General features: G+C 48.0%; 19 protein-coding genes and 2 tRNA genes. 10 read left to right on the forward strand and 11 right to left on the reverse strand.

All coding sequences use genetic code 11. The features are described from left to right. The first annotated feature begins 125 nt into the window (after nucleotides 1-125). Nucleotides 126-1,451 (forward strand): TolC family protein, encoded by a 1,326-nt coding sequence (locus tag NX722_RS08125; protein WP_262567569.1) that lies wholly within the window; start codon nucleotides 126-128, stop codon nucleotides 1,449-1,451. Between the two features lie 14 nt (nucleotides 1,452-1,465). Continuing rightward, the gene (locus NX722_RS08130) at nucleotides 1,466-3,013 is read left to right on the forward strand and encodes a hypothetical protein (RefSeq protein ID WP_262567570.1); all 1,548 of its coding nucleotides are present in this window, start codon (nucleotides 1,466-1,468) and stop codon (nucleotides 3,011-3,013) included. A 28-nt stretch (nucleotides 3,014-3,041) separates the two neighbouring features. Here NX722_RS08130 and NX722_RS08135 read toward each other — a convergent pair whose 3' ends face one another. Both NX722_RS08135 and NX722_RS08140 read right to left on the reverse strand, forming a co-directional pair. Further along, nucleotides 3,042-5,156 (reverse strand): peptidase domain-containing ABC transporter, encoded by a 2,115-nt coding sequence (locus tag NX722_RS08135; RefSeq protein ID WP_262567571.1) that lies wholly within the window; start codon nucleotides 5,154-5,156, stop codon nucleotides 3,042-3,044. Between the two features lie 281 nt (nucleotides 5,157-5,437). Beyond that, a complete protein-coding gene (locus NX722_RS08140; RefSeq protein ID WP_262567572.1) occupies nucleotides 5,438-5,962 on the reverse strand; it encodes a calcium-binding protein in 525 nt (174 codons plus the stop codon). A gap of 100 nt (nucleotides 5,963-6,062) precedes the next feature. On the opposite strand from NX722_RS08140, the gene tnpA reads away from it, so the two are divergent. Further along, entirely contained in the window at nucleotides 6,063-6,494 is a 432-nt protein-coding gene (gene tnpA, locus NX722_RS08145) for an IS200/IS605 family transposase (RefSeq protein ID WP_262563698.1), read from the forward strand. 66 nt (nucleotides 6,495-6,560) lie between these two features. Here tnpA and NX722_RS08155 read toward each other — a convergent pair whose 3' ends face one another. Then, nucleotides 6,561-9,161, reverse strand: a complete 2,601-nt coding sequence (locus tag NX722_RS08155) for a calcium-binding protein (RefSeq protein WP_322740919.1) — start codon at nucleotides 9,159-9,161, stop codon at nucleotides 6,561-6,563. Between the two features lie 253 nt (nucleotides 9,162-9,414). On the opposite strand from NX722_RS08155, the gene NX722_RS08160 reads away from it, so the two are divergent. Both NX722_RS08160 and NX722_RS08165 read left to right on the forward strand, forming a co-directional pair. Further along, a complete protein-coding gene (locus NX722_RS08160; RefSeq protein WP_262566676.1) occupies nucleotides 9,415-10,659 on the forward strand; it encodes an ISL3 family transposase in 1,245 nt (414 codons plus the stop codon). Nucleotides 10,660-10,722: 63 nt separating this feature from the next. After that, nucleotides 10,723-11,391 carry a hypothetical protein gene (locus tag NX722_RS08165; protein WP_262567573.1) on the forward strand — a complete coding sequence of 223 codons (669 nt, stop codon included), beginning with the start codon at nucleotides 10,723-10,725 and terminating at the stop codon, nucleotides 11,389-11,391. Nucleotides 11,392-11,423: 32 nt separating this feature from the next. Here the strand turns inward: NX722_RS08165 and NX722_RS08170 are convergent, their stop codons facing one another. From NX722_RS08170 to NX722_RS08190, 5 genes are all read right to left on the reverse strand, one after another. Further along, on the reverse strand, nucleotides 11,424-12,194 hold the full coding sequence (locus NX722_RS08170) for an SDR family oxidoreductase (RefSeq protein ID WP_262567574.1): 771 nt from the start codon (nucleotides 12,192-12,194) through the stop codon (nucleotides 11,424-11,426). Between the two features lie 64 nt (nucleotides 12,195-12,258). Continuing rightward, nucleotides 12,259-13,140: a 3-hydroxyisobutyrate dehydrogenase gene (gene mmsB / locus NX722_RS08175; protein WP_262567575.1), complete on the reverse strand. Its 882-nt coding sequence runs from the start codon at nucleotides 13,138-13,140 to the stop codon at nucleotides 12,259-12,261. Nucleotides 13,141-13,199: 59 nt separating this feature from the next. Beyond that, nucleotides 13,200-13,988, reverse strand: coding sequence for an enoyl-CoA hydratase (locus tag NX722_RS08180; protein ID WP_262567576.1), 789 nt, complete (start codon nucleotides 13,986-13,988; stop codon nucleotides 13,200-13,202). After that, nucleotides 13,985-15,145 carry an acyl-CoA dehydrogenase family protein gene (locus tag NX722_RS08185; protein WP_262567577.1) on the reverse strand — a complete coding sequence of 387 codons (1,161 nt, stop codon included), beginning with the start codon at nucleotides 15,143-15,145 and terminating at the stop codon, nucleotides 13,985-13,987. The genes NX722_RS08180 and NX722_RS08185 overlap by 4 nt, the downstream gene beginning before the upstream one ends. Nucleotides 15,146-15,200: 55 nt before the next feature. After that, nucleotides 15,201-16,697, reverse strand: coding sequence for a CoA-acylating methylmalonate-semialdehyde dehydrogenase (locus NX722_RS08190; protein ID WP_262567578.1), 1,497 nt, complete (start codon nucleotides 16,695-16,697; stop codon nucleotides 15,201-15,203). A gap of 240 nt (nucleotides 16,698-16,937) precedes the next feature. On the opposite strand from NX722_RS08190, the gene NX722_RS08195 reads away from it, so the two are divergent. After that, on the forward strand, nucleotides 16,938-17,372 hold the full coding sequence (locus NX722_RS08195; RefSeq protein ID WP_262567579.1) for a hypothetical protein: 435 nt from the start codon (nucleotides 16,938-16,940) through the stop codon (nucleotides 17,370-17,372). Between the two features lie 400 nt (nucleotides 17,373-17,772). On the opposite strand, the gene NX722_RS08200 is transcribed toward NX722_RS08195, so the two are convergent. Together NX722_RS08200 and NX722_RS08205 are read right to left on the reverse strand one after the other, a co-directional pair. Further along, nucleotides 17,773-17,846: transfer RNA gene (locus NX722_RS08200), tRNA-Cys, on the reverse strand. Nucleotides 17,847-17,896: 50 nt separating this feature from the next. Then, nucleotides 17,897-17,970, reverse strand: a tRNA-Cys gene (locus NX722_RS08205). Nucleotides 17,971-18,528: 558 nt separating this feature from the next. Here NX722_RS08205 and brnQ point away from each other — a divergent pair. The 4 genes from brnQ to NX722_RS08220 all read left to right on the forward strand — a co-directional run bounded on the left by brnQ (nucleotide 18,529) and on the right by NX722_RS08220 (nucleotide 21,580). Beyond that, nucleotides 18,529-19,863 (forward strand): branched-chain amino acid transport system II carrier protein, encoded by a 1,335-nt coding sequence (brnQ, locus tag NX722_RS08210; protein WP_262567580.1) that lies wholly within the window; start codon nucleotides 18,529-18,531, stop codon nucleotides 19,861-19,863. Nucleotides 19,864-20,115: 252 nt separating this feature from the next. Beyond that, nucleotides 20,116-20,700, forward strand: coding sequence for a hypothetical protein (locus NX722_RS08215; protein ID WP_262567581.1), 585 nt, complete (start codon nucleotides 20,116-20,118; stop codon nucleotides 20,698-20,700). A gap of 44 nt (nucleotides 20,701-20,744) precedes the next feature. Beyond that, the gene (locus tag NX722_RS28815) at nucleotides 20,745-20,888 is read left to right on the forward strand and encodes a DUF2256 domain-containing protein (RefSeq protein ID WP_407647969.1); all 144 of its coding nucleotides are present in this window, start codon (nucleotides 20,745-20,747) and stop codon (nucleotides 20,886-20,888) included. Next, nucleotides 20,828-21,580, forward strand: coding sequence for a Mut7-C ubiquitin/RNAse domain-containing protein (locus NX722_RS08220; protein ID WP_262567582.1), 753 nt, complete (start codon nucleotides 20,828-20,830; stop codon nucleotides 21,578-21,580). The genes NX722_RS28815 and NX722_RS08220 overlap by 61 nt, the downstream gene beginning before the upstream one ends. A 196-nt stretch (nucleotides 21,581-21,776) precedes the next feature. On the opposite strand, the gene NX722_RS08225 is transcribed toward NX722_RS08220, so the two are convergent. Then, nucleotides 21,777-23,105, reverse strand: coding sequence for an ATP-binding protein (locus NX722_RS08225; RefSeq protein ID WP_262567583.1), 1,329 nt, complete (start codon nucleotides 23,103-23,105; stop codon nucleotides 21,777-21,779). Between the last annotated feature and the right edge of the window lie 10 nt (nucleotides 23,106-23,115).

Genomic DNA, 23,115 nt, shown 5'->3' on the forward strand with positions numbered 1-23,115 from the left:
TTATCGTCCCCGTACGTCCTTTTTTAATATCTGACTCTATAAAAAATTAAAACAGTGCCGATGTTTCAGATTATTAACGGGGCTTCCTAACAACTAGCAGCCTATTAGCAACAAGCAGCCTAAACATGAATGTAAAAAATTTTATCTGTAAAAATCAGGATGCTGATGAAGAATCACTGACAGCCTGCTGTTACCAAACTGGATGCCGGCTGCTGGCAGCATGCTCTGTAGCGCTTGCGTCTCCGGTATGGTCTTTGACAATTAATGAATCAGTCAGGCTGGCGATGGAAACTAACCCTATCGCCAAAACCCTGAACATTGATGTTGAAGCCGGGGAAGCCAAACTAAAGCAAAAAGAGTCAGGCTATTACCCTCAGATATCTCTGTCTGCCGAAGGCGGTAGCTCTCGCTCAACCGGCAAAACCTGGACAAGCCACACTCGTTCGAGCCTTGATGTAAAACAGATGGTGTTTGATTTTTATAAAACCAGACACCAGATTGAATCCACAGAGTTCAAACTTAAAAACAAAGAGTTCCTGCGTAAAGAAGGACGGCAGAGGCTGGCGTTGCTGGTATCCAAGGCTTATCTGGAAGTGCTGAAACTCAGGCAGATTCTTGCTCTGATGGACGACAATATTGCTTTTTATGAAAGATTACTGGAGCAAATGCAGCAGCGGGAAAAGGCAGGTGCTTCAAGTTTTTCCGATGTACAACGTATTCAGAGCCTGTTGCAAAATGCCCGGACCATTCAGGTAGCCTATCAGGCTGATAATACTTTTGCCCGTGAAGCGTTTACCCTGATAGTCGGGCAGGCACCTGATAATCTGGTCATTCCTGCTCTGGAAAAGATGAACGTGTCGCTCAACTTGCCCGGGGTCATCACAAGAACCCTGGCCAGTTACTACGGGGTCATGGCTAAACGACAGAATATCGAGTCGGCACGTTCAAGTCTCGCAGAAAGTCGCAGTGAGCGTTATCCCGATATCTCCCTGAAGGCGAGCGTTTCCAGTGAACACTCCCTGCAAACCCAGAGCAAATGGAAAAGCGATAATAAAATGCTCGTGGTTCTGTCCTACAACCTCTGGGATGGTGGAAATCTTGAACAACGCATTTCTGAAAACCATTCCCTGTTTCTGCGCTCACAATATCAGCTGGATGACTACCTGAAAAATCTGGAGAAAGATGTCCGGGAAGCCTACAACTCAATGAAGCGCTTCAGGGAAGAGAAGCGGCTGAATTCAGAGGCTCTGGCTATCAATAAACAGATCGTACAGTTATACCGTGAAGAGTTTGACCTGGGTCAGAGAAACCTGATTGACATTACAACAGCACAGAATGATTACCATAAAAGTATGGTCGACAGTGTCTACTTTCACTACGAGTACTACAGCAGCATGATGAACATCATGTTTTATCTGAATAAAGTGACAGAATCTGTATCCAAACTCTGATACCGGGGAATCCTATGTCTGAAATCATGCATGCGGTTCGAGTCAAAAGCCCAGACTACATGAACCGTTATTACCGCAGGATGTTTACAGTTTTGACAGGCACCGGCGTTGTACTGTTTCTTGCCCGGGACACTGTCTACTACGTGCTGCAATCCAATCTTATTATGAACGGTATGATTGCTACCGTGCTTATGGTGGGAATCTCTATCTGCTTTCGCAATCTCTATCGCCTGAAGTGTGACCTCAGGGCATTATGCGACCTTGATACCATATTGTTTGAATCCCGTGATGCCCAGGCTTTGCTGAACTACAACAGTAAAATGTTCATCATGAGTGATTTGTATAAAAGCCTGGAAAACAGCACGAAAGAAACCGGTGAAATTCCAGAGATTCCAACACCTGTCGCCCGAAGTATGGTGAACATCGCCAACAATCGTTTTGATGAACGCCGCATTAGGATCAGTTACTTTGTCAACCTGCTTATCTACCTTGGACTTCTGGGTACGTTTATTGGTCTCTCTGCAACGGTAGGTTCTATTTCAGGAATGATCAGTAAACTGGCCATGGGTCTGACTGGCGAACAGGAGATTACCGATACACTGATTTTTCTGATCAGGCATCTGGAGCAGCCCCTGTCCGGAATGGGAACCGCCTTTGGCACCTCGCTGACCGGCCTGGCCAGTTCTGTAGTGCTTGGCGCTCTGGCTATGAGCGTCAACAAGGCTTCCACCCTTTTCAGCAACAGCTATTCAAACTGGATTTATGAATACGCCATGACATCGTTCACGGCTGGTATTGAAAAGCACAGTAATAAACTGAAGGGGAGTGATGAAACAGGTGCGGTTTCTCACTCTCCGGCTTACTCACCAAAATCAGAACAGGCGCTGGTTAATATTGAGCAGCATATGCAAAACCTGCTGTCCAGCCAGCAGACACTGCTTGAAAGTCATGAGAAACAACTCTCAACCCTGCTTAAAATTCATAAGCGCACCCAGTCTGATAATCAGGCAGTTCTTGAAAGCCTGGAAAAACAGAGTTCAACTCTGAGCGGGATTCACGACCATACAAATTCTCACAACCAGTCACTGGACTCTATTCAACAGACTCTGACACGCCATGAGCCAGAAGCCATGCAGACAACGGTAAAAGAAGCTTGTGGACAGCTGACTGATATGATGTCCAGCGCCAACGATGAATTACAGAAACAGACTCGCTTAATCAACGAACAGAACACACGACAGGATTCACAGAATAATGAATCCGGCGCCCAGCGGCAGAGAATGATTCAATCACAGCTTGCGTCTGTGAAACTGATGAAAAAGCAGGTAGAAAGCGCTGAGGCCCTGTATCAGCAGTCACAGCAGTTACCCGATGCCTTCGCAACAGCAGCCAGTAACCGGTTGAAAGAAACTGAGCAGGCGCTTGCTGAACAAATCCATGCTGGTCAGGATGAGCTGGGTAAAACCATAGAAAAAGCACAGTCTGTTCACAGAGACCTGCTGCTGCGGCTGTTCAAAGCATTACATCGGCTGTACCGTATCTGCCTGCCTGGCAACAGGTGATCAGACAAGACGATCGAAAAGGTTCGCATCAGCTGGTGCGAACTGCCTGCATCTTTTTCAGTATCTCATCCCTTGCCCCATCAGCCACCACCCTGCCATGCGCTAACACAATAATGCGGTCCACAAGCTGTAACAGGCTGGCCCGGTGGGTCACGAGCAATAACGTCTGATCTTCACCCAGATAGTCAGGTAGCCGCTGGCAGAACTGAGCCTCTGAGAGGTTATCCATAGCGCTGGTTGGCTCGTCCAGCACCAGCAAACTTCCATTGTGAAGCAAGGTACGGGACAGGCACAGCGCCTGTTTTTGTCCACCCGACAGATTACTGCCGCACTCCCCAATCGGGTGTTCATAGCCTTTACGACAGCGGCTCACCCATTGGTCAAGCCCGGTAATAAAGCAGGCCCGGTCAAGCTCCGCTGTATTCGCAGAGGCATTGCCCAGCAGTAAATTGCTGCGTACCGTACCACTGAACACAAAAGGCTGCTGATGCAATACACTCAAATGCTGTCGTACATCGGCCAGATTCAGGCCAGCCAGGTCATGACCGGAGACGGACATACGCCCACTGTCAGGTATAAGGTCACCGGATAAAAGCCTGATCAGCGTTGTCTTGCCACTGCCGGAAGCGCCGACAATCGCCACTCGTTCACCGGCAGAAATACTGAGATTAATGCCGTTCAGCGTATCCTGATTATCACTGGGATAACGAAAGCTCAGGTCTTTAAACTCTACAGAGGGTATCAAGTGGTAAAGCCGTTGCCTGGTTGTCTCAGGGTTTTCAGCCTCTGAGCGAGCAACCCCTGAGTTGGCAAAAAGAGGCTCAAGTTGTCTGAGCGCCTGTCTTGATAAATTAATCCGGCTTAACAGCTGGGTTAGATTCATCAACGGTGCCACCGCGCGGCTGCCCAGTATGATACAGGCAAACAGGCTGCCGGGGGCCAGCAGTCCTGACTGGATTAAAAACACCCCTATGACCAGCGTCGCGACCACCACAATCTGACTGGCTGAAATGACAAAAGCATTCAGTACCGACCCCACCCTTCGGTGGCTGAAATCATGCCGGTTACTGCTGTTCACCAGAACCCGCCAGCGGGACAACAGGCTCTGCCCTGCACCCATTGCCCTTATAGTCTCAAGCCCCTGGGTCAGTTCATGAAGACAGGCATTCTTTTCTGTCTGGGCGGTTGTCGCCACGGAAGAACGTTTACGAGTCAGACGATAGTTGATGATGGATGCCGGAATCAGAACCGCTGCAACCGCTATTGGCACCCACATTAGCGGGCCACCGATCAGCCCGATGACAGCGGTAAACAGTATAAAAAAGGGTATATCCAGAGCGGTTAAAAGAATGGAGCTGGACAGGGCTTCCTTTACCCGGGAAAACCCCTGAGCCTGTTGGGCAAGGCGTGCCGGAGACCGGTTGACCTGATAAGCTTCCTGGCGCAACAGGCTGTCAATCAATTGCAGTTCAGCCTGTCGGGAAATGTGCCGACAGGCATCATCGATATAAAAACTTCTGAGCCAGCGCAGGACAAAATCCGCCAGAATCACCAGACCAATGCCGATGGTGACAGCCACCAGCGTCTCTGTCGCATAGTTCGGCAATACCTTGTCAAATACAAAATGGGTAAAAATCGGCACGGCCAGCGTCAGACAATTAATCAGCAGAGTAGCAAGAATCACCTGGGCATAGTTTGCCCAGAGTTGGGTGACCTCTTTCTTTAGCCAGCCGGAAGCTGTTACGGGTCTCTGAACATCAGGTTCCCCGGCTTTTTGAATGGAATAGCAAACACCGGAAAAGTGATTGCTCAGAACGGTTTCCTTTATCCAAACCGGCTGGCTCTGTTTATCCAGAATCTGCAATTCACCTTGCCGGGCAGCCAGTGCCACAACAAAACGTTTGCCTTTCATTTGCAACAGGCATGGGAAAGCTGTTTCAGGCAGTTTACCCAGTGCAGACAGACTACGCTGGCAGATTAATCCAAACCGTTCACAGCGCTGGTGCAGTTGTCTGACATCCATTCCTTTTAAAATCAATTTATTGCTGACTTCGGCTGACAGCTCAATACCAGAAAGGCGTATAAGGGTTAAGAAAGCATCGGAAAGGCTGGAAGAATGGAAAGATTGTTCGGTGATTGGCATAGGTCATCCATGACGTAGGTTGGGTCGAGCGAAGCGTTTATGCCCTTGGGTAACACCCAACAAGAATTGAGTCTCCGTGTTGGGTGTCGCTTCGCTCGACCCAACCTACAACACCTGTTATACATAATAAATATGTACTGTCTCACCACTGCTGGTGTCAACGTCATAATTAGTTAAAGTTGACCCATCAAGACTAACTGAGTCCACACCCTTAACCTTAATCGTTAAATCATTGCTATCATCAGTCATCTGATTAATAGCATCTTGCGTGAGTTTTAAATCTAGGGTGCCATCATGATCACTCCATACAGGAAATCCCCACTTTCTCCGCCTTGGAGGTGGTTATCACTGCTGTTACCCCTCAAGGTATCTACTTCATCACTACCGATGAGGTTTTCTATATTCTTTATCACATCGGTATCGACACTGCCTGTATAAGTAGCCGATTCCGTAGAAAGATTGGCGGTTACTGCCAGGTTCAGAATTGAAAAGTCCAGGGTGTCTGTATTGTCTCCACCATCAAAAGTATCACTACCAGTTCCGGCATAAAAAATATCATCACCTATACCTCCTTCCAGTATGTCATCTCCAGCGTTATCCCAGAACTTGTCGTTGCCTATGCCGCCTTTTAATACATTTCCGTTGTCATCACCCGTAAGCTCATCGTTGTAACCCGTGCCAGTAATGTTTTCAATACTGTTTAATGTGAATTCACCTTTTGAATCTGCTTGCAGTGAAGCTGTTACTGATTCACTCAATCCGCTGTAATCAATTGTGTCGCTGCCAGCTGAACCAGTAATTAACACTGATAAACCCCCGGCTATGCCGGGGAGACTCTCATAGGTTTAACCGTAGCGACAGTAGCTAACCTTCAGTTTCCGACCAAGAAAATTGAAGGTAAAACCAATGAGAGACTACAAGAGTTTGGCTCATACGCGTTGGGATTGTAAGTACCATATTGTCTTTATCCCAAAGAGAAGACGAAAGGTAATCTATGGGAATTTGAGAAAGTTTCTCGGAGAAATATTTCATGAGCTTGCCAGAAGGAAAGGCTGCAAAATTCTCGAAGGGCATTTGATGTCTGATCATGTTCACATGTGCATCAGTATTCCACCCAAATATCCGGTATCTCATGTCGTTGGATATCTGAAAGGAAAGTGTGCAATAGAGATTGCGAAAAATTTCAAAGGCAAGCAGCGTAACTTTAACGGAGAGCATTTTTGGGCAAGAGGTTACTTTGTCTCAACAGTAGGACTTGATGAAGAAGTGGTTCGGGCATATATCCGAGATCAAGAAAAGAATGATGGAAATAGAGATCAGTATGATCTTGACTGGTAAGCGCCCTTGGGCGCAATAAAAGCCCTTAGAGGGCGTAATCTGATAAGCCTCCGGCTATGCCGGAGGTCAGTTAACTATTTCGATGCTCGTTAGAGTGTCTGTTGATCCACTGCCATCCAGAACGGATACTGACGTTTCATTCCGAAGAATGCTTATAGAGCCAGTTTCTGAAGAGTAATTCGCCGTATCAGTTCCTGCACCCCCATCCAGAGAGTCTGCTCCAGCACCTCCAGACAGAGAATCATCGCCTGCTTCACCATTCAGGGTATCGTTACCGATGCCTCCAGACAGAGTGTCACCGTCATCACCACCATTTAACGTATCATTACCTTCCTCACCATAGAGTTCGTCTTCACCCTTTCCTCCTTGTAGGTGATTAGTCTCATTGTTGCCGGTAAGACGGTCATCGAAACTGGTGCCGGTCAGGTTTTCTATATTTTTTACAGTGTCACGCTCATTATCACTATTGAGCTTTGTGACTACGCTTTCCCCGTCTCCGTCCGCTAGAGTTGCGATAACTCCATCATTGATGTAGTTGCTGTAGTCCGCAGTGTCAGCACCATCCCCACCGTCGAAATAATCATACCCGGAACTGCTTTTGAAAATATCGTTATCTTCATCACCTTCGAGCCTATCATCGCCAGCCCCGCCTTCGAGCGTGTCGTTGCCAGTTCCGCCTCGCAGAGTATCTTTTCCATCTCCGCCATAAAGCGTATCATTACCTTCACCACCGTTCAGAGTATCCTGCCCTGCTCCACCATAGAGTTCGTCGTCGCCCCCATTGCCATTGAGAGTATCATTGTAGGTAATATCATCATCAGCAACATCGACGTTGAATTCATCCTTATCATCCCCACCAATTAACGTATCATTACCTTCACCACCGTTCAGGGTATCCTTCCCAGCTCCACCGTAGAGTTCGTCGTCGCCCTCGTCGCCATTGAGAGTATCAATACCCGCTTCCCCATACAGTTTGTCATTTCCACCTGCGCCGTTGAGGGTATCGTTACCGTCCTGCCCGTAAAGCTGGTCGTTATTGGTGCTGCCGGTCAGTTCATCACCAAAAGCAGTCCCTTTAACAATTTCAATACTATTGATTTCAGTGTCATTATCTCCATAACCATCCGTAGCCGTGCCATTCGTCCCATCTCCAAGGTTCACAATAACCCCGCTGGACAAATCACCCGCCACACTGCCACTGTAATCAAGGGTGTCGGTGCCGGCTCCGCCATCAATAGTGTCTGCCCCTGGTCCGCCTTTTATGGTGTCATCGCCTGCGCCGGTGCGAATAATGTCATTACCAACCGAAGCATCCACCACATCATTACCAGCACCTAAATCAATCACGTCACCATTGTGTAACAAATTAAATACCAGTGCAGACTGACCATTGATTTCACCCTGCAAATCATCAGCCCCCGTGCCTTCTGTCACATAGGCGGGAACCAGAAAAACCTCGGGTTGGCGAGCCGCTTCTTCAACAAAGCTGACTTCAAAGCGGAGTTCGAATGTTGATACACCTTGTTGGATATTGGTTGGATGGGTAATGGTGAAGGACGATGTTCCTACCGACCAGGATGCGGGGATACCGTTATCAGGATCACCCGCATTAAAAATACCATTTTCAATGCTCCAGCCTTCAGGAAGGCTGTAAATGGTGACCCCCTGAACATCTGTTGCCAGGCCTCCGCTGTTAATAGACAACACTCGGCTAATGGTTGATGTGGTAAAGTAAGTGCCATTATCTCCGGTAACTGTGATGCCGTCGAAGCCGGAAATCTGGTCAGAATCCGGATAGCTGATGACCTCCCTGTCCAGTTGAATAGAGTAATCGCTGTTAGTCGCAGATTCTGCAGAGCCACCGCCGCCAATATGGGAGCCAGCTATTGTCTCGACCGAGCCATAGTTGGTCAGGGAAACGGTGAAATCAAAGCCAGCCCCTGAACCTGGTCCAATACCGGCAGTGGCGGTGACCTCGGGCAGCTCTACTTCCGGTGCGCTGGGAGTAGAAGCAGAAGAGGACGGTGTATCATTAGGAGATTCCGGACCACCCTGTGCATCCTGAATCGTGATTTTTTCCAGCTTGTTAAACTCGTTGGCAAGCAGCTTCTGGAACTCTGAAAGGGTATCAGCACCGGAACCCTGGACATTTTCTTTCAGTTTTCCGATTTCTTCGGCAAAGCTTTTATTAAACGCTGATTCACTGGCCGCTTCCGGTTGTTGTGCCAGTTCTGGCAATTCCTGAACAGGCTGCTGCTGTGTATCGGTTTCTGGTTTGTCAGGGTACTCTTCCAGCTCGGCCTCTGGTTCTGGCTCTGGCTGATGTTGTGCGACATGCTGCACATCGACATTCTTATGATGATTAGCTTTAGCGAGAAACTCATCACCATCCAGTACCGTACCATCGGCAAACCTGAAGCGAACGGGCTGGCCCGTTGCTGTCAATATTCCCCCCATTAATACAGTCAGCTCTGACCCGTCTTCATGGATAATGGCAAAGTCCGGCCCACGGACTTCCAGACGGACATTCTCCAGAGAGGTATCAATGATGTAATCCTTATTGGCAACAGCGGTTTCAACTCTGGAATCAGGCTTTTGAGGGGCGATCTCTGTAGCGGCTGACGATTCCGTATCAGGGGATGATTCAGTAGTGTTTTGTTCTTCCATGATGTTGCACAACCTTTAATTATCTGAAACTTTTATGAAACAGTGCCAATTCAGGTAGCCACAAAAGAAAGGACTAACCGGGTAACAGGCTTGTTTATTTGCATCGATATTATTCGCATAGTTATTATAGACAGGCGTTGCCCTACCCCACCTTGTCAGTAAAACCGGTTCCTCGCTGTTTGCTATGGATTTAGTACGGTTATCTGACTGATAATTACCCGCCAAATAAAGTACACAGGTTTCGCAATTGTTCATGGATGGTAACCAGATTTTCATGCTTGGTCTTGGTTTGCAGGCACCCTGGAAAATAGTTGATCAACACCTCGATACATCCCAGAAGCCCAACCAACTCAGACTCAGAGTCAGCGCTGATCGTGGCAGCCTGTTTCCCTGCCCCAAATGTGGTAAGGCTTGCCCGACGCATGACTTTAAGGAACTAACCTGGCAGCATCTGAACTTTTTTCAGCATCATTGCTATATCACCGCTAAAGTACCTCGGACAACCTGTGAAGAACACGGCACTCTTCGTGTAAATGTTCCCTGGGCCAGAGAGAACAGTAAGTTTACCCTTCTTTTTGAACAGGCGTTGCTGTCTCTGGTCAGGGAGATGCCGGTCAAAGCCTGTGCCAAACATATTGGAGTCAATGACAAGCGTATATGGCGGGTGATCAAGCATTACGTCAGTCAGGCATTACTGCAAATGGATCTGTCATCTCTGAAGGCTATAGGGCTGGACGAAACGGCCTCAAAACGAGGTCATAACTATGTTACCGTTTTCATTGATATGGACAGGCACGACAAGCCCGTAATCTTTGCCACCACAGGTAAGGGCAAAGGTACTATTAAGGAGTTCAGGGCGTTTCTGGAGAAGCATGGAGGCCAGGCAGATAATGTGCTTGAGGTGGTTTGCGATATGTCAAAAGCGTTCTTGGCCGCCGTGAAAGAAGAGCTGCCGCAAGCCAACGTCACTGTTGACTGGTTCCACGTTGTTCAGCTGTTTACCCGGGCTGTTGACGATGTCCGCAAAGAGGAGCGAAAACTGGGGCAGCATCCGAAAAGTTTGCGCTGGGCAGTGCTAAAGAAGGCAGATGGGCCACTTACTGAAAAACAGGTGGAAGCACTTGCCGAACTGGAAAGCAGTGACTTGAAAACTGGTATAGCATGGCGAATCAAGGAAAAGCTCCGCTGGATCCGGAAGGCCAAAACAGCGCAGGCGGCTCGCTGGAGGTTAACGCATTTCATCAAATATGCAAAATCTGAACTGGGAGAGTGTGAAATTCTGGTTCCGGTACGTAAGGCATTATCAACGGTAGAGAGTCACGCTGATAAGATAATACAACGATGGTCTTCAACCTATACCAATGCTCGCATGGAAGGGCTGAACAGCTTGTTTCAGGCAGCCAGAAGCAGAGCAAGGGGCTATCGAAATACAGGAACTTTTCTGATGATGATCTATATGATTGCCAGCCCTGTAGCGGATTTACTGAAATCCATATGAAACGGCGAAGAGCCGTAAAACCGTTCATGGTTTAGAGTTATATAAAAACCAGACATAATAAAAATGCTTGAAGAACTACAACAAATAGCACTTGATCAAAATCAAAAACTGATCACTGAGTACCCAAGACAGGAAGGACATGGTGGGCTGCTGTTTCTGGGGGAAAATTACGCTTCCAGCAATATTCTCTTTTTAGGTCTGGCTCCACTAATCGATGAAGACAGCCAGTTCAATGCCGATCTGTTAACCCAAAATTTACTGCTTGATGGCTTCTCTACACAGCGTTATTTCAGGAATGCTTCTTTTGCGTTTAAACAGAATAAGCATTTACGACAGCAACTGGAAAGTGCCACTTTCTGTTATTGCAGCCCGTTTAAAACAAAAAAATGGACAGAACTGCCATTATCAAGACAGAATCTGTTTCTGGAACATTCACGCCCGATCCTTAACACCGTTATGGAGCAGTGCCTTCCAGAATTCCTGATTGTCTCAGGGCAGGATACCGTCGATATTCTGTCAGGCTATTTTGGCGATATATTCACCGACTTTAAAGAGATTGACCATGTTGATCTGGATCGCTCTCACCGCTGGACTGAGTACCTTCTCAAGATTAATGGCCGCCCTTCCGTCCTGCTGAAAGCTCCTAATTTTTCTTATGCATCCAACAAGGAAAAGCTGTTTCATCTCAGCAACTGGCTGTTTGAAAAAATCAGTCGATCACCTTACCGCTGAATCCGGGTTAACAGCCTCATCCCGGTTTTCTGTTACCTCGGTTGCATTCTGATACCCCCATCGAGCCGAATGCATTCGCCATTAAGGTAATCATTCTCAACCATAAACTGAGCCAGGTGGGCGACTTCCTCAGGTTTCCCCAGTCGTTTTGGATTCAGCACACTGTCTGACAGTGATTCAATAAACTCCGGAGACAGGGAGTCAAACATGGGGGTTTTGATCAGGCCAGGCATAATGGTATTGCAGCGTATTCTCAGGCTGGCAAGATCACGGGCAACCGGCAGGGTCAGGCCGGCAACGCCTGCTTTGGACGCGCTATAGGCAGCCTGCCCCATCTGACCCTCAAATGCCGCAACAGACGCTGTATTTATAATCACGCCACGACCACTTTCCTCTGAGATCAGCTGATTAGCCGCCATTTTTACGGCGGCAAGCCGCATAACGTTAAACGTCCCGATCAGGTTAATATCAATCACTTTCCTGAACTGATCCAGGGGAAAAGGTCCCTGCTTACCAACCGTTCTGGCAGCATCCGCCACGCCGGCAAAATTACAGCAAATATGAATCTGTCCAAATTCCTTACTGGTGATGTCGATGCCTGACTGCACCGATGCCTCGTTCGTCACATCAACCGGGCAAAAAATAGCGGCACTGCCTAACTGCTCCAGTAACGCTTCCGCTTTTTGACGATTGATATCGAAAACCGCAACCTGTGCGCCGCCTGCAACAAAACGACGGGCGGTCGCTGCCCCAATGCCTGAAGCACCACCACTGATAATGGCTACTTTATTCTTGAGATCCACAACGCCACCTTTTTCATTGAAGAGTTTTTATTGAAGAGCTTTATTGAAGTGTCTATTTACGTGTCTATTTTAGTGCCTGAAGAATACTGGAAAAATCCAGTTTGCCATGACCTTTCTTTTTATGGGCCATATAAAGATTCCGGGCAGCGCTTCCCATAGGAACAGAAGAGCTGCTTTCTAACGCAGCGGATAGTGCAAGTCCAAGGTCTTTTACCATCAGATCCACCATAAAACCGGGCTGGTACTGATGGCTGGAAGGTGCTGCATCCATAACCCCCGGGTAAGGGTTATAGACTTCCAGCGCCCAGTTTCTGCCCGAACTGGCCAGCATAATGTCTGACAGAACACCGGGGTCAAGTCCGTTGTCAACGCCAAGCTGTAGTGCTTCAGCTGTGCCTGTCATCAATACTGACAGCAGCATGTTGTTACAGATTTTAGCGGTCTGACCTGCTCCACTGGAACCCGCATGAAACAGATTCTTCCCCATGCCTGCCAGAACCGGCTTTGCCCGGTTAAAGACTTTCTCTGCACCACCACACATAAAACTCAGGGTGCCAGCTTTCGCGGCAGCAACACCTCCCGACACAGGGGCGTCAATCATATCCAGACCCTGTTCTGATGCCGCGCTGGCAACCTTCTTTGCAGTCTGGGCATCAATAGTGCTGCAATCAATAATAAGAGGTGAACTTTCAAGACAGGCTAAAAGACCACTGTCCCCCAGGTAAACCATTTCCACATGCCGACCTGCAGGCAGCATGGTAATCACAAATTCGGCACCATCAGCAGCCGCCAGTGCACTGTCTGCTGCGTTTGCCCCCTGGTCAGTCAATTGCTGCATCAGATCGCTGACCAGGTCGAAAACGGTCACTTCGTGACCCGCTTCAAGAAGGTTGACAGCCATTGGACCACCCATATTTCCAAGGCCGATAAAAGCTACCTTTGCCATGATAATTATCCTTTTAGTTCGTTCCTGGTTCAGGGGTTAGGTTCAGGGATTAGGGGGATTCAGGCGTTTTTCCAGTTCGGCTTACGCTTATCAAGGAATGCCTTAACACCTTCTTGCTGATCCTCAGTATCAAACAGATCAAGGAAGCGTTCGCGCTCCTCTGGCAAAGCGGCTGCAATGGTTGCATCTCTGGCATGATGTATAAGTTGCTTGCAGTTCGCCACAGCTATCGGGCTCTGTTCTGCCACTTTCGCCGCCAGTGCAAGCGCACTGTCCTTTGCCTCACCCGTTGCAACCACCTCTTCAACCAGCCCGATTTGCTCTGCCTGTTGAGCTGCTATACGCTCACCGCACAATATCATGCGCTTTGCCCAACCCTCTCCAACAAGCCACGGCAGTCGTTGCGTTCCTCCTGCAGCGGGTAGCAACCCTACTTTTGCCTCTGGTAGTGCCAACTGGGCCTGTTCTTCAGCGATACGAATGTCACAGGCAAGCGCCACCTCCAGCCCCCCTCCCATAGCAAAGCCATTAATGGCGGCAATGGATACACCACGAAATGCTGCCAGTGTCTCAAAAGCTTTACCAAATGCCCTGGCCATATCCAGTGCAGCCTTCTTATCAGCAGAAGCAAACAGTTTCAGGTCAGCGCCTGCGGAAAAGAATTTCTCTCCGGCACCGGTGATAACCAGGGCATAAATGCTTCGGTCATTGTTGAGCTTTTCCACCAGCGTGCAAAGCCCGGAAAGGTTTTCCAGATCCCAGGTATTAGCACCGGGATTGTCCAGGGTAATCAGCGCAGTATGGTCAATGATGTCCAGTTTAAGCTTGGAAGTCGTACTCTCAATCATCGTATCACCTCGGCCACATCATCCATTAATAAACGACGGCTAATGATCATTCGCATGATTTCATTGGTGCCTTCAAGTATCTGGTGTACCCGGGTATCCCTGACAAACCGTTCCAGAGGATATTCACGGATATAGCCATAACCGCCATGAATCTGCAGTGCTTCATTGCAGATGTTGAAGCAGAGATCGGTTGCCAGCCGTTTAGCCATTGAGCAGTAAACACCGGCTTCTGCTTCACTGTTATCGAGTTTCCAGGCCGCCAGCCTGACCATCTGCCTTGCAGCCACCAGTTCCGTAGCCATATCAGCCAGCTTGAACTGCGTCACCTGAAATTCAGCTATCGACTGACCAAACTGTTCCCGATCTCTGCTGTAGCTAATGGAATTGTTCAGGGCAGCCTGAGCCGTGCCAACGGAACAGCTCGCAATGTTTATACGACCACCGTCCAGTGCCTCCATCGCCATTTTAAAACCCTGCCCCTCTGATCCCAGTCGGTGACTGACAGGCACTTTTACGCCATCAAAGGTTATCTGTCGTGTAGGCTGACAGTGCCAGCCCATTTTGTCTTCAGCCTTGCCGTAGTGAATATTAGCGCTGTCAGCCGGAATAGCCAGAGCCGTAATACCTTTAGCCCCCCTACCGCCGGTTCTGACCATCACGATCAGAATATCCGTTGCCCCGGCACCGCTGATAAAGACCTTGCTGCCATTAACCACGTAATGGTCACCAACTGCTTTGGCGGAAGTTATCAATGATGCTGCGTCTGAACCTGACCCTGGTTCTGTTAAGCAATAGGAAGCCAGTTTCTGGCCTGAGGTCAGATCTGCCCCCCACTGGTCGACTAATGCTTTACTGCCATAGCGACCGATCATATTGGTCGCCATATTGTGGATGGTCATATAAGCGGTCGTGGCCGTACATCCCTGTGCCAGTTCTTCGAATATCAGACTGGCATCAAGCCGCGACAGGTTCAGTCCACCCGCTTCTTCTGGTGCATACAGCGACATAAAACCAAGATCACCCGCCTGTCTGAATACCTCGACAGGAAAAATATGGTCTCTGTCCCAGAGCGCTGCACCCGGTGCCAGAACATCCTTCGAAAATGCTCTGGCGGTACTGATAAAAGCCTGTTGATCATCGCTGAGCGAAAAATCCATAGTCCCTCCCACATTAATTGATCTGGAAAGTCCTTCTTTATAGACCTTTTTGTGACTACTTAAGGTTAATAGTGAGATTAGGCTGGCCAGATGTTTCTTCGTCGTCGTATAACCAGCGTGTTGTGACCGTTTTGGTTTCGGTATAAAAGCGCACCGCTTGTTTGCCATAAGCGTGCAGGTCGCCCATAAAAGAACCTTTCCAGCCAGTGAAGGAGAAAAATGGCAGAGGCACAGGAATCGGTACATTGATACCCACCTGCCCCACTTCAATCTCATGCTGGTATTTCCGAGCTGCACCACCAGAACGGGTAAAAATGGACGTACCATTACCATAAGGGTTGCGGTTAACCAGTTGAATCGCCTCTTCCAGCGAGTCAACACAGACACAGCACAGCACCGGACCAAATATTTCCTGCTGATAAATAGCCATATCCGGTGTCACGTCAGTGAACAGTGTCGGCCCTACCCAGTTGCCATCGGGCAAGTTCTCTACTTTGCAATCAGTGCCATCAAGCAGGCAGGTTGCCTCCTGCTTTCCCTGTTGGATTAAACCAGTAATTCGTGTTTTTGCCGCTTTGCTGATCACCGGCCCAAAAGCGGCTCCGGTATCATCCCAGGCTCCAGGGCGCAGTGTACTGAGTTTGTCGGCTAATTCCGGAATCCATGCTTTGCTCTGCCCCACAAACACGGCAACGCTGATTGCCATGCAACGCTGACCTGCAGCCCCCACTGAAGCCCCAACAAGCTGATTCAGTGCCTGTTCTTTATCAGCGTCCGGCATAATCACACAGTGATTCTTGGCACCTGCCATGCATTGAACCCGCTTCATGTGAGAAGTGCCTGTTCTGTAAATAGACTGTGCAACGTTTGCAGAGCCTACAAAAGAAATCGCCCTGGTATCCGGATGTTCCAGCAGTCGCTCAACCTGAGCCTGCCCACCATGAACCAGTTGTACCACACCGTCCGGAATACCTGCTTTAACCAGCAGCTCCAGTAAGCGTACAGGCGTCAGCGGTACCTGCTCACTGGGTTTGAGAATAAATGTGTTACCGCAGGCGACTGCCAGTGGAAACATCCACAGCGGAATCATTGCCGGAAAGTTAAACGGGGTGATACCAACACAAACTCCCAGTGGCTGAAGGTAGCTGCTGGTATCAATACCTCCGGCTACATTCCCGACAGTTTCGCCCATCAGCAGGGCAGGAATATTGGCTGCCTGCTCGACCACTTCTATCCCTCGCCAGACATCGCCTTTAGCATCTTCAAAGGTCTTGCCGGTATCTTTTGCCAGCAGTTCCGCCAGCTCATCATGATGTTCTTTAAGCAGTGCCTGATAACGCATCATCAATCGGGCGCGTTCGGGAACCGGGACATCTTTCCAGGACTTAAAAGCCTGTCTGGCACCGGCTACCGCCTGATCTATTTCCACAACGGTTGCCATGGGCAACTCTGCCAGCACCTCCTGGGTAGCAGGGTTAATCACTGGTTGAGTAATCGTTGAAGCAGACGTTATAAACTGACCATTGATAAACAGAGGAACCTGATAAGTCATAACACACCCGACGTTATTAATTTTCTATCCCACAACATAGCAGACAGCTTCACTGTACTTCCATAGCTATCAAAAAAAGCCATTAAAAAAAACGTAAGCCTGTCTTAATAAGTAAAACTGATGACACATATAAGAAAAATGGAGAAGTAAGTCATCGTTGAATTGTGTAATGCTCAATGAAATCACAGACAAGTGTGATAATAGCGATACTAATTTTGTGAGAAGAAGGGAGTGCTGGTAATGACGCATCCTGAGCAATATGCTGAAGTTGATTTTATGCTGCACTCTCCAATCTATCACCACCCTGTTGAGCTTATAGAGTCCTGGCTCCTTCCCATACAGAACTCACATGCATTTAACTTCAGACTAAAGCCGGGACAGAGCTTCCATCATATTGAATTCAACTCAATGCTGGCGCTGATTGGCCAATGGTTTTCCAGTGAGCAGCTCTACTGCGTACACATTAAAATCAAATACCCCGATGACGACTCCGACCATGCAATCGACATCCGGGTTATGGATACACATTTCAGGCGTATGAAGTTCTATTCTGAAAATGGCGCCTATCTGCCAGATACCCTTCGTTACTATCAGGATGCCCATAAAAGTCAGGTGCTGGATCTGTATTTGCATAACAGTGGACATTTCTGGATTGAACTGCGTCCAGACGAATGACAAACCGCTGAGTTCAGGTTGGCTCAAATGAGCAAAATTCAAATGAGCAAAACCTTCTCCTGTGATTGTTTCCCCAGCTCTTTCTCAAGCCACTCCAGACCTGAATAAAGCAGTTTAATATCTCCACGGAAACGTTTGATAATAAAACCTTTTACTCTCTGCTGCTCCGATGGTGAGATCAGAGGTTGTTCCCTGAACCATCAGGCTGAGTGATGGCAGAGCCTGTGTTTGTGATGATGCTTGTGATGAGGATAACGACATGGAACCTGACCGTGGAGAAAAAGTATTTTCACGATAAACAAATCAGCGAATAATCCAACATCGTTACAACAACGGAAACAGGAAGAATGAAAGAAATCTTTGAGAAAGCGATTAAAAAAAAGCAGGAATAGAGTAGAAATGGAGGCGAGTACCGGAGTCGAACCGGTCTACGTGGATTTGCAATCCAGTGCATAACCGCTTTGCTAACTCGCCTTATAGAGGAGCAATTCGGACAAACTGTCAAAATTGCTGAAAACAGAAAGTGGAGGCGAGTACCGGAGTCGAACCGGTCTACGTGGATTTGCAATCCAGTGCATAACCGCTTTGCTAACTCGCCCTGTCATCTCTGACGCGCTTACAATGCTAACGATCTGCTTTAAAAAATCAATAACTTGTTTTAAAACAGCGCCTTGCGAACGCGCCGCTATAGTATTTAAAACCTGACCAGTATGCAAGTTTTTAACGTCCCTGAGGCCAGGCCATACGTTTCCAGCAGCCGGTTGGCAATCACTTTTGAAAGATCCGCTTATGGGGTGCCGGGATTTAGAGTGGCTGTCAATACAGCTGCCAGCAGTGTGTATGTATTTATACCAGTTTACATAGATAAGCCGTTTGCTTTATGGTTAAAAAATATACCGTTGTCACAGGAAATGTAAATGTTGTCAGGTTCTGCCATGCGTCTTGAAAAAGCTTCTTCCAAAGCCCGCATCGCTGTGCCTGCCGTCCAGATCATTTCCGCCGCTGTACTACTAGCTGTACTACTAGTAGTCATTAGCTGTTAGCTGACGGTGTAATTTTTCCGTCAGCATGACTGGCGGAAGAAGGCTTTCCAACCTTACCTCTTCCTCTGCCAGAACCTGATGGAACACCTTTTGAATCAAGGTCAGGAGTACTTATGGCACACTCGACAAACAATAAAGCATTAAGTCTTAAAGATACGGTCGTTATCAGTCTGATGACGTTTGCACTGTTTCTTGGTGCAGGGAATGTCATCTTCCCTCCAGCCCTGGGGCTTGAGGCAGGAACAAGCCTGCTGCCAGCCATGTCCGGGTTTCTTTTTACCGCCGTCGGACTGCCTGCTTTTGCTCTGGTTGTACTGGGTATGGTGGGTAAAGCCAACCAGTTAACCTCGCCGCTTGCAACCGTACTGAATCGTGGGTTCTGGATTGGATTATTTGTAGCCATAGGGCCTGCTTTTGCCATGCCCCGTGCTGTCACCGTTGCCTATGAGATGGGGTTACGTCCATTTGTACAGGGTGACTATCTGCTGCCATTTGCCATTGTGTTTTCCCTGATTACCCTGCTCCTGACTTATAACTCACAAAAGCTGGTGGACCTGATTGGCAAAGTGATGACTCCGGCAATGATTATCATGCTGGCTGCTATTGCTGTCGCAGCACTGTTGTTCCCGCTGGGCAATCCTGCAGAACCGGGTGGTCGGTACGCCATTGCGCCTGTAACCGAAGGTGTGATGCAGGGCTACATGACCATGGACGCCCTGGCCGCCGTAGGCTTTGGCTGGGTAATTATTCAGGCCATCAATAGCAAAGGCGTGACCTCCTCTGCCCAGATCGCAAAATCCACAATGCATATCGCCCTGATTTACTCCGTATTGATGGGAGGATGTTATATTGCACTGGGCTACGTTGGCGCAACCGCCACTTCGATTACCCAGGGAGCAGCCAATGGTGGTGAAATCCTGAGCTTCTATGTTTATGAAATCTTTGGCGACTCCGGTCAGTTGCTGCTGGCAGGAATCATTATTCTTGCTTGCCTCAGTACTACCGTTGGTCTGACCCAGGCTAATGCAGAGTATTTCAGCTCAACCTTTAAATTAAACCGGAACACTGTGTCCTTTACGGTTGTGATTGTCACCTGCATCATTGCCAACTTTGGTCTGGAGCAGATTATCACCTACAGCCTGCCAGCCATTTTGATATTGTGTCCAGTTGCTCTTGCCCTGGTGGTGGCATCGTTTGTGTCTCATTATTTTCCGCAGGTTAAGCCTGCTCATAATGTAGCGATGATTCTGACACTGCTGTTTGGTACAGTCGACGCAATGCATATTGTGGGTGTTATTCCTGCCTCTATGGACAATGTATTTGCAGCACACCTGCCACTGTATACTGTCAACACCAGCTGGTTAATTCCATGTCTGACTGGCATTGTCGTACAAAGCCTGATGTCGGTACTGACAGGCTCTGCCACTAAGACCCAGGAAGCAATCTGATCAGTTAGACGACTACAGCCCCAGGTTGGAATGCCTGCGTTAATTTGCCAGTACTCACAGGTTCAGCGCATCATTTGATATGGAAGGAAGATGCGCAGAGCCTGTCAGTCAGGCTGGAGAAAATAGTGACGTTCAACTACCTTCAAACAACGCCTTGCCAGAAGCTTGATATTTCATTCGAAAATGACATAACCAAGATTTCCGTTATGCACCCGTCCACTCTGCAAATGAATCAGCATGAGGAACCTGAAAATGTTTCGTTTTCAGTATTTGCTTTCAATTCTTTTTATTGTCTCATTTTGTAAAAAATCCACCGCAGAAACGGTATCAGTCGCTACCCCGGGTGTGCAAGAGAGCGCTCAGCTGTGTGATGAAGAATCATCGAGGAATACTCTCGAAGGAATTGCATATGTAGCCAGTGCTAAAGTGAAATCAGGGCAAACTGACCCTACATTGACAATATACAAAATCCTCTCAGGAAAAGAGCTTACCCTTTCCGGAACAATGAACCGGGGCAATTTTTATCTACACAGATATTGTGTACACAATGGGTTTCTGACCATTCAATCGGCTGATCTCAAAGAACCATGCACTTCTCGGGTTTTCAGGATCATTGTTAACGGAAGAAAGGTTTATTCCAAAAATGATGATATCGTCACTCCACCTTATGTCGACGTTAATGATTTGCCATTTACATCTAAAACACACCCTCTCGGTTTTACTTATATGGTCACTACGACAGGTGTAGGCTGTGACTTTGGGGCAACGTATAGCGTGTTGTTAAAAAACGAAAATAAATATGACGTTAGTATAATTTGCAAAGATTCACCATGGTAACGGTCTCAGGGTAAAAAGCTGTTGTTCAGCTGTTCAGGCATATAATGAAAAAAGGCAAACCTCGCAGAGAGAAAATATGTCAGGTATGCGGTTTGCCTTTCACCTGGCGAAGAGTATGGCAAAAAAAATGGCACAAGCTCACCGCTTCATTCAGAGGCAAACCCGTTTTCGGTTCTACGCAGAACTGAATGACTACCTGCCTGTAGCTTATCGGTATCAGATAAAGCCCTATACGTTTATCGGCACTCCATCCGTCAAAGATGCTATCGAAGCCCAGCAGGTGCCACATACAGAAGTGGACCTGATCCTGATTGATAGCCAGTCATCCGGTTTTGATAAGCAGATTGAAGGTGGTGAGCAGGTGTCAGTGTACCCGGTTTTTGAGCGACTTGATCTTGAAGGCTTGCAAAAGCTGCGCCCAGCCCCATTGCGTACTCCCTGCTTTATTGCTGACGTACACCTGGGAAAGCTGGCGAGATACTTGCGGATTCTCGGTTTTGATACTTTGTACCGGAACGATTACAGCGATCATGAAATCGTCGATATTGCCCTGAAAGAACACCGGATTATCCTCACTCGAGATCTTGGTATTCTGAAATACCATCAGGTCACTCACGGCTACTGGCCAAGGAATATCCACCCCCGCCTGCAGTTGAAAGAGGTGATAGAGGCACTTCAATTGGACAAACAGTTCAAACCATTCACCCGTTGTAGTACGTGTAATGATCGGTTGGTGCCGGTACCGGCTGAGCAGGTTCGCCATCGCCTACAGGAGCAGACCCGATTGTACTATACCGAGTTTTATCAGTGCCGGGGTTGCCAGCAGGTTTACTGGAAAGGTTCTCATTACCACAAGCTGAGGGCGTGGTTACGGGTATGAGGCTGCTTTCAGTCACACCTTGGGTGTTTCCTATATTACCAGGCCCAATGTGTGACAGCAGTAGTCATATTAGCCATGAATTTGAAATCACGCCCTGCGTGAATTTCACGGAACCTTGGTATGAAAAAACCATTTTCATGCACGTAGCGTCGCCTGTTGATCAACCGGACATTAAAGTCATGGCAAAGCAATTCAGTCAAAACCAGTCTGCCAGATCGTCAAGTGAAAAGCCCCTGTACTCAATATCATACCCCTTCAGTTGCTGCACAAGTTTGGTGGCTTTCTCCTGTAAATGCGTTCTGCGGATATTTTTCGGGTTACGCTTAACTTCAGCAATCAGGACTTTTTTATCCAGTTCATTGACCGCTACAAGATCAATTTCATTCTGATTCCCTCTTTCCCAGTAACTACCCACAATATTGTATTCACCGGTTTCTGCAACCACTTCCCTGACGATTTCTTCCAGCCAGTGACCGCTCCAGGTTGGGTAATCCCGCTCAATGACTTTATGAATAAACGGAAAGTTTCCAATCTCCACTGCGCTGCGGTGCTTATAAATGAAGCGAAACCAAAAAGCCAGGAAAGCATCGGCAATGCGATATTTAACCAACCGGGTTCCCGGTTTAGACAACACTGGTCGATTTCGGCTTATAATATCAAATTCATTTTCCAGACGATCAAGCTGTGGCCCCACAGAAATGCCCAGCAAAGATTCTATTTCAGGCCGGCTCGTACTACCGCAAGCGATAGCCGCCAATATGGAAAAATAGGTACCATGTTCAGGCCCAAACTCTTCGGCCAGACGATAATGCCCTTCCTCAATAACCAGACTGTGTTCATTAATAAGCTGCGACCAGAGGTCAGCTGCAGGGTCAATGTTAAACAGCCACTCCAGATATTTTGGAACACCGCCACTGAGCATGTACCACTGCAAGAGTTTTTCTGGCGTAAACTCCTGCCGATCACTCAACATCTGAGCGATATAGCGGCAACGCAAAGGCTGAAGGTTGATGCGATGATCGGCACGGCCAAACAATGGCTCACGTCCATCCTGAAACAACCGGGTCATAAGGCTGTACAAAGAACCACAGCAGACCAGATGCATACGGCTTTGTTGTCTGTATCGATCCCACAAATCCTGAAGTTCGGAAAAAAACGCTCGATTAACCCGCTGAATATCCTGAAATTCATCCAGTATGACGGTAACAGGCGTAGTGATGCTGAACTGCAACAGAATTTCCATAACTTCCCGAAGGCGTGCAGGCTGACCAAATATGGGGATATTTAAAACCGTTCTGATTTGCTCGACAAACTCTTCACACAGTAATGACTCCTGTTTTCTGGATACAAACAGATAGATAGAGGCAGCAGAAGTCGTGTTCTGAGGAAAGGTTTTATTTAACAGCGCTGTTTTACCGACCCGGCGCCTTCCTACCACAGTTGTCAGGTGAGCCGTTCCTTTAGAGGCTTGTTCACTCCACTCCCGAAGCTGCTCAAGTTCATCTTCTCGATTATAGAATTTCATGTAAAGTTAC

This window comes from Endozoicomonas gorgoniicola (assembly GCF_025562715.2).
Lineage (GTDB): Bacteria > Pseudomonadota > Gammaproteobacteria > Pseudomonadales > Endozoicomonadaceae > Endozoicomonas_A > Endozoicomonas_A gorgoniicola.

What these genes read in the sequence shown, in the direction of transcription:
- mmsB (WP_262567575.1), bottom strand. Translation starts at nt 13,140, where the DNA reads ATGGCAAAGGTAGCTTTTATCGGCCTTGGAAATATGGGTGGTCCAATG.
- tnpA (WP_262563698.1), top strand. Translation starts at nt 6,063, where the DNA reads ATGAGAGACTACAAGAGTTTGGCTCATACGCGTTGGGATTGTAAGTAC.
- brnQ (WP_262567580.1), top strand. Translation starts at nt 18,529, where the DNA reads ATGGCACACTCGACAAACAATAAAGCATTAAGTCTTAAAGATACGGTC.
- NX722_RS08160 (WP_262566676.1), top strand. Translation starts at nt 9,415, where the DNA reads ATGGATGGTAACCAGATTTTCATGCTTGGTCTTGGTTTGCAGGCACCC.
- NX722_RS28815 (WP_407647969.1), top strand. Translation starts at nt 20,745, where the DNA reads ATGAAAAAAGGCAAACCTCGCAGAGAGAAAATATGTCAGGTATGCGGT.
- NX722_RS08190 (WP_262567578.1), bottom strand. Translation starts at nt 16,697, where the DNA reads ATGACTTATCAGGTTCCTCTGTTTATCAATGGTCAGTTTATAACGTCT.
- NX722_RS08155 (WP_322740919.1), bottom strand. Translation starts at nt 9,161, where the DNA reads ATGGAAGAACAAAACACTACTGAATCATCCCCTGATACGGAATCGTCA.
- NX722_RS08130 (WP_262567570.1), top strand. Translation starts at nt 1,466, where the DNA reads ATGTCTGAAATCATGCATGCGGTTCGAGTCAAAAGCCCAGACTACATG.
- NX722_RS08180 (WP_262567576.1), bottom strand. Translation starts at nt 13,988, where the DNA reads ATGATTGAGAGTACGACTTCCAAGCTTAAACTGGACATCATTGACCAT.
- NX722_RS08225 (WP_262567583.1), bottom strand. Translation starts at nt 23,105, where the DNA reads ATGAAATTCTATAATCGAGAAGATGAACTTGAGCAGCTTCGGGAGTGG.
- NX722_RS08135 (WP_262567571.1), bottom strand. Translation starts at nt 5,156, where the DNA reads ATGCCAATCACCGAACAATCTTTCCATTCTTCCAGCCTTTCCGATGCT.
- NX722_RS08195 (WP_262567579.1), top strand. Translation starts at nt 16,938, where the DNA reads ATGACGCATCCTGAGCAATATGCTGAAGTTGATTTTATGCTGCACTCT.
- NX722_RS08220 (WP_262567582.1), top strand. Translation starts at nt 20,828, where the DNA reads ATGGCACAAGCTCACCGCTTCATTCAGAGGCAAACCCGTTTTCGGTTC.
- NX722_RS08215 (WP_262567581.1), top strand. Translation starts at nt 20,116, where the DNA reads ATGTTTCGTTTTCAGTATTTGCTTTCAATTCTTTTTATTGTCTCATTT.
- NX722_RS08165 (WP_262567573.1), top strand. Translation starts at nt 10,723, where the DNA reads ATGCTTGAAGAACTACAACAAATAGCACTTGATCAAAATCAAAAACTG.
- NX722_RS08185 (WP_262567577.1), bottom strand. Translation starts at nt 15,145, where the DNA reads ATGGATTTTTCGCTCAGCGATGATCAACAGGCTTTTATCAGTACCGCC.
- NX722_RS08125 (WP_262567569.1), top strand. Translation starts at nt 126, where the DNA reads ATGAATGTAAAAAATTTTATCTGTAAAAATCAGGATGCTGATGAAGAA.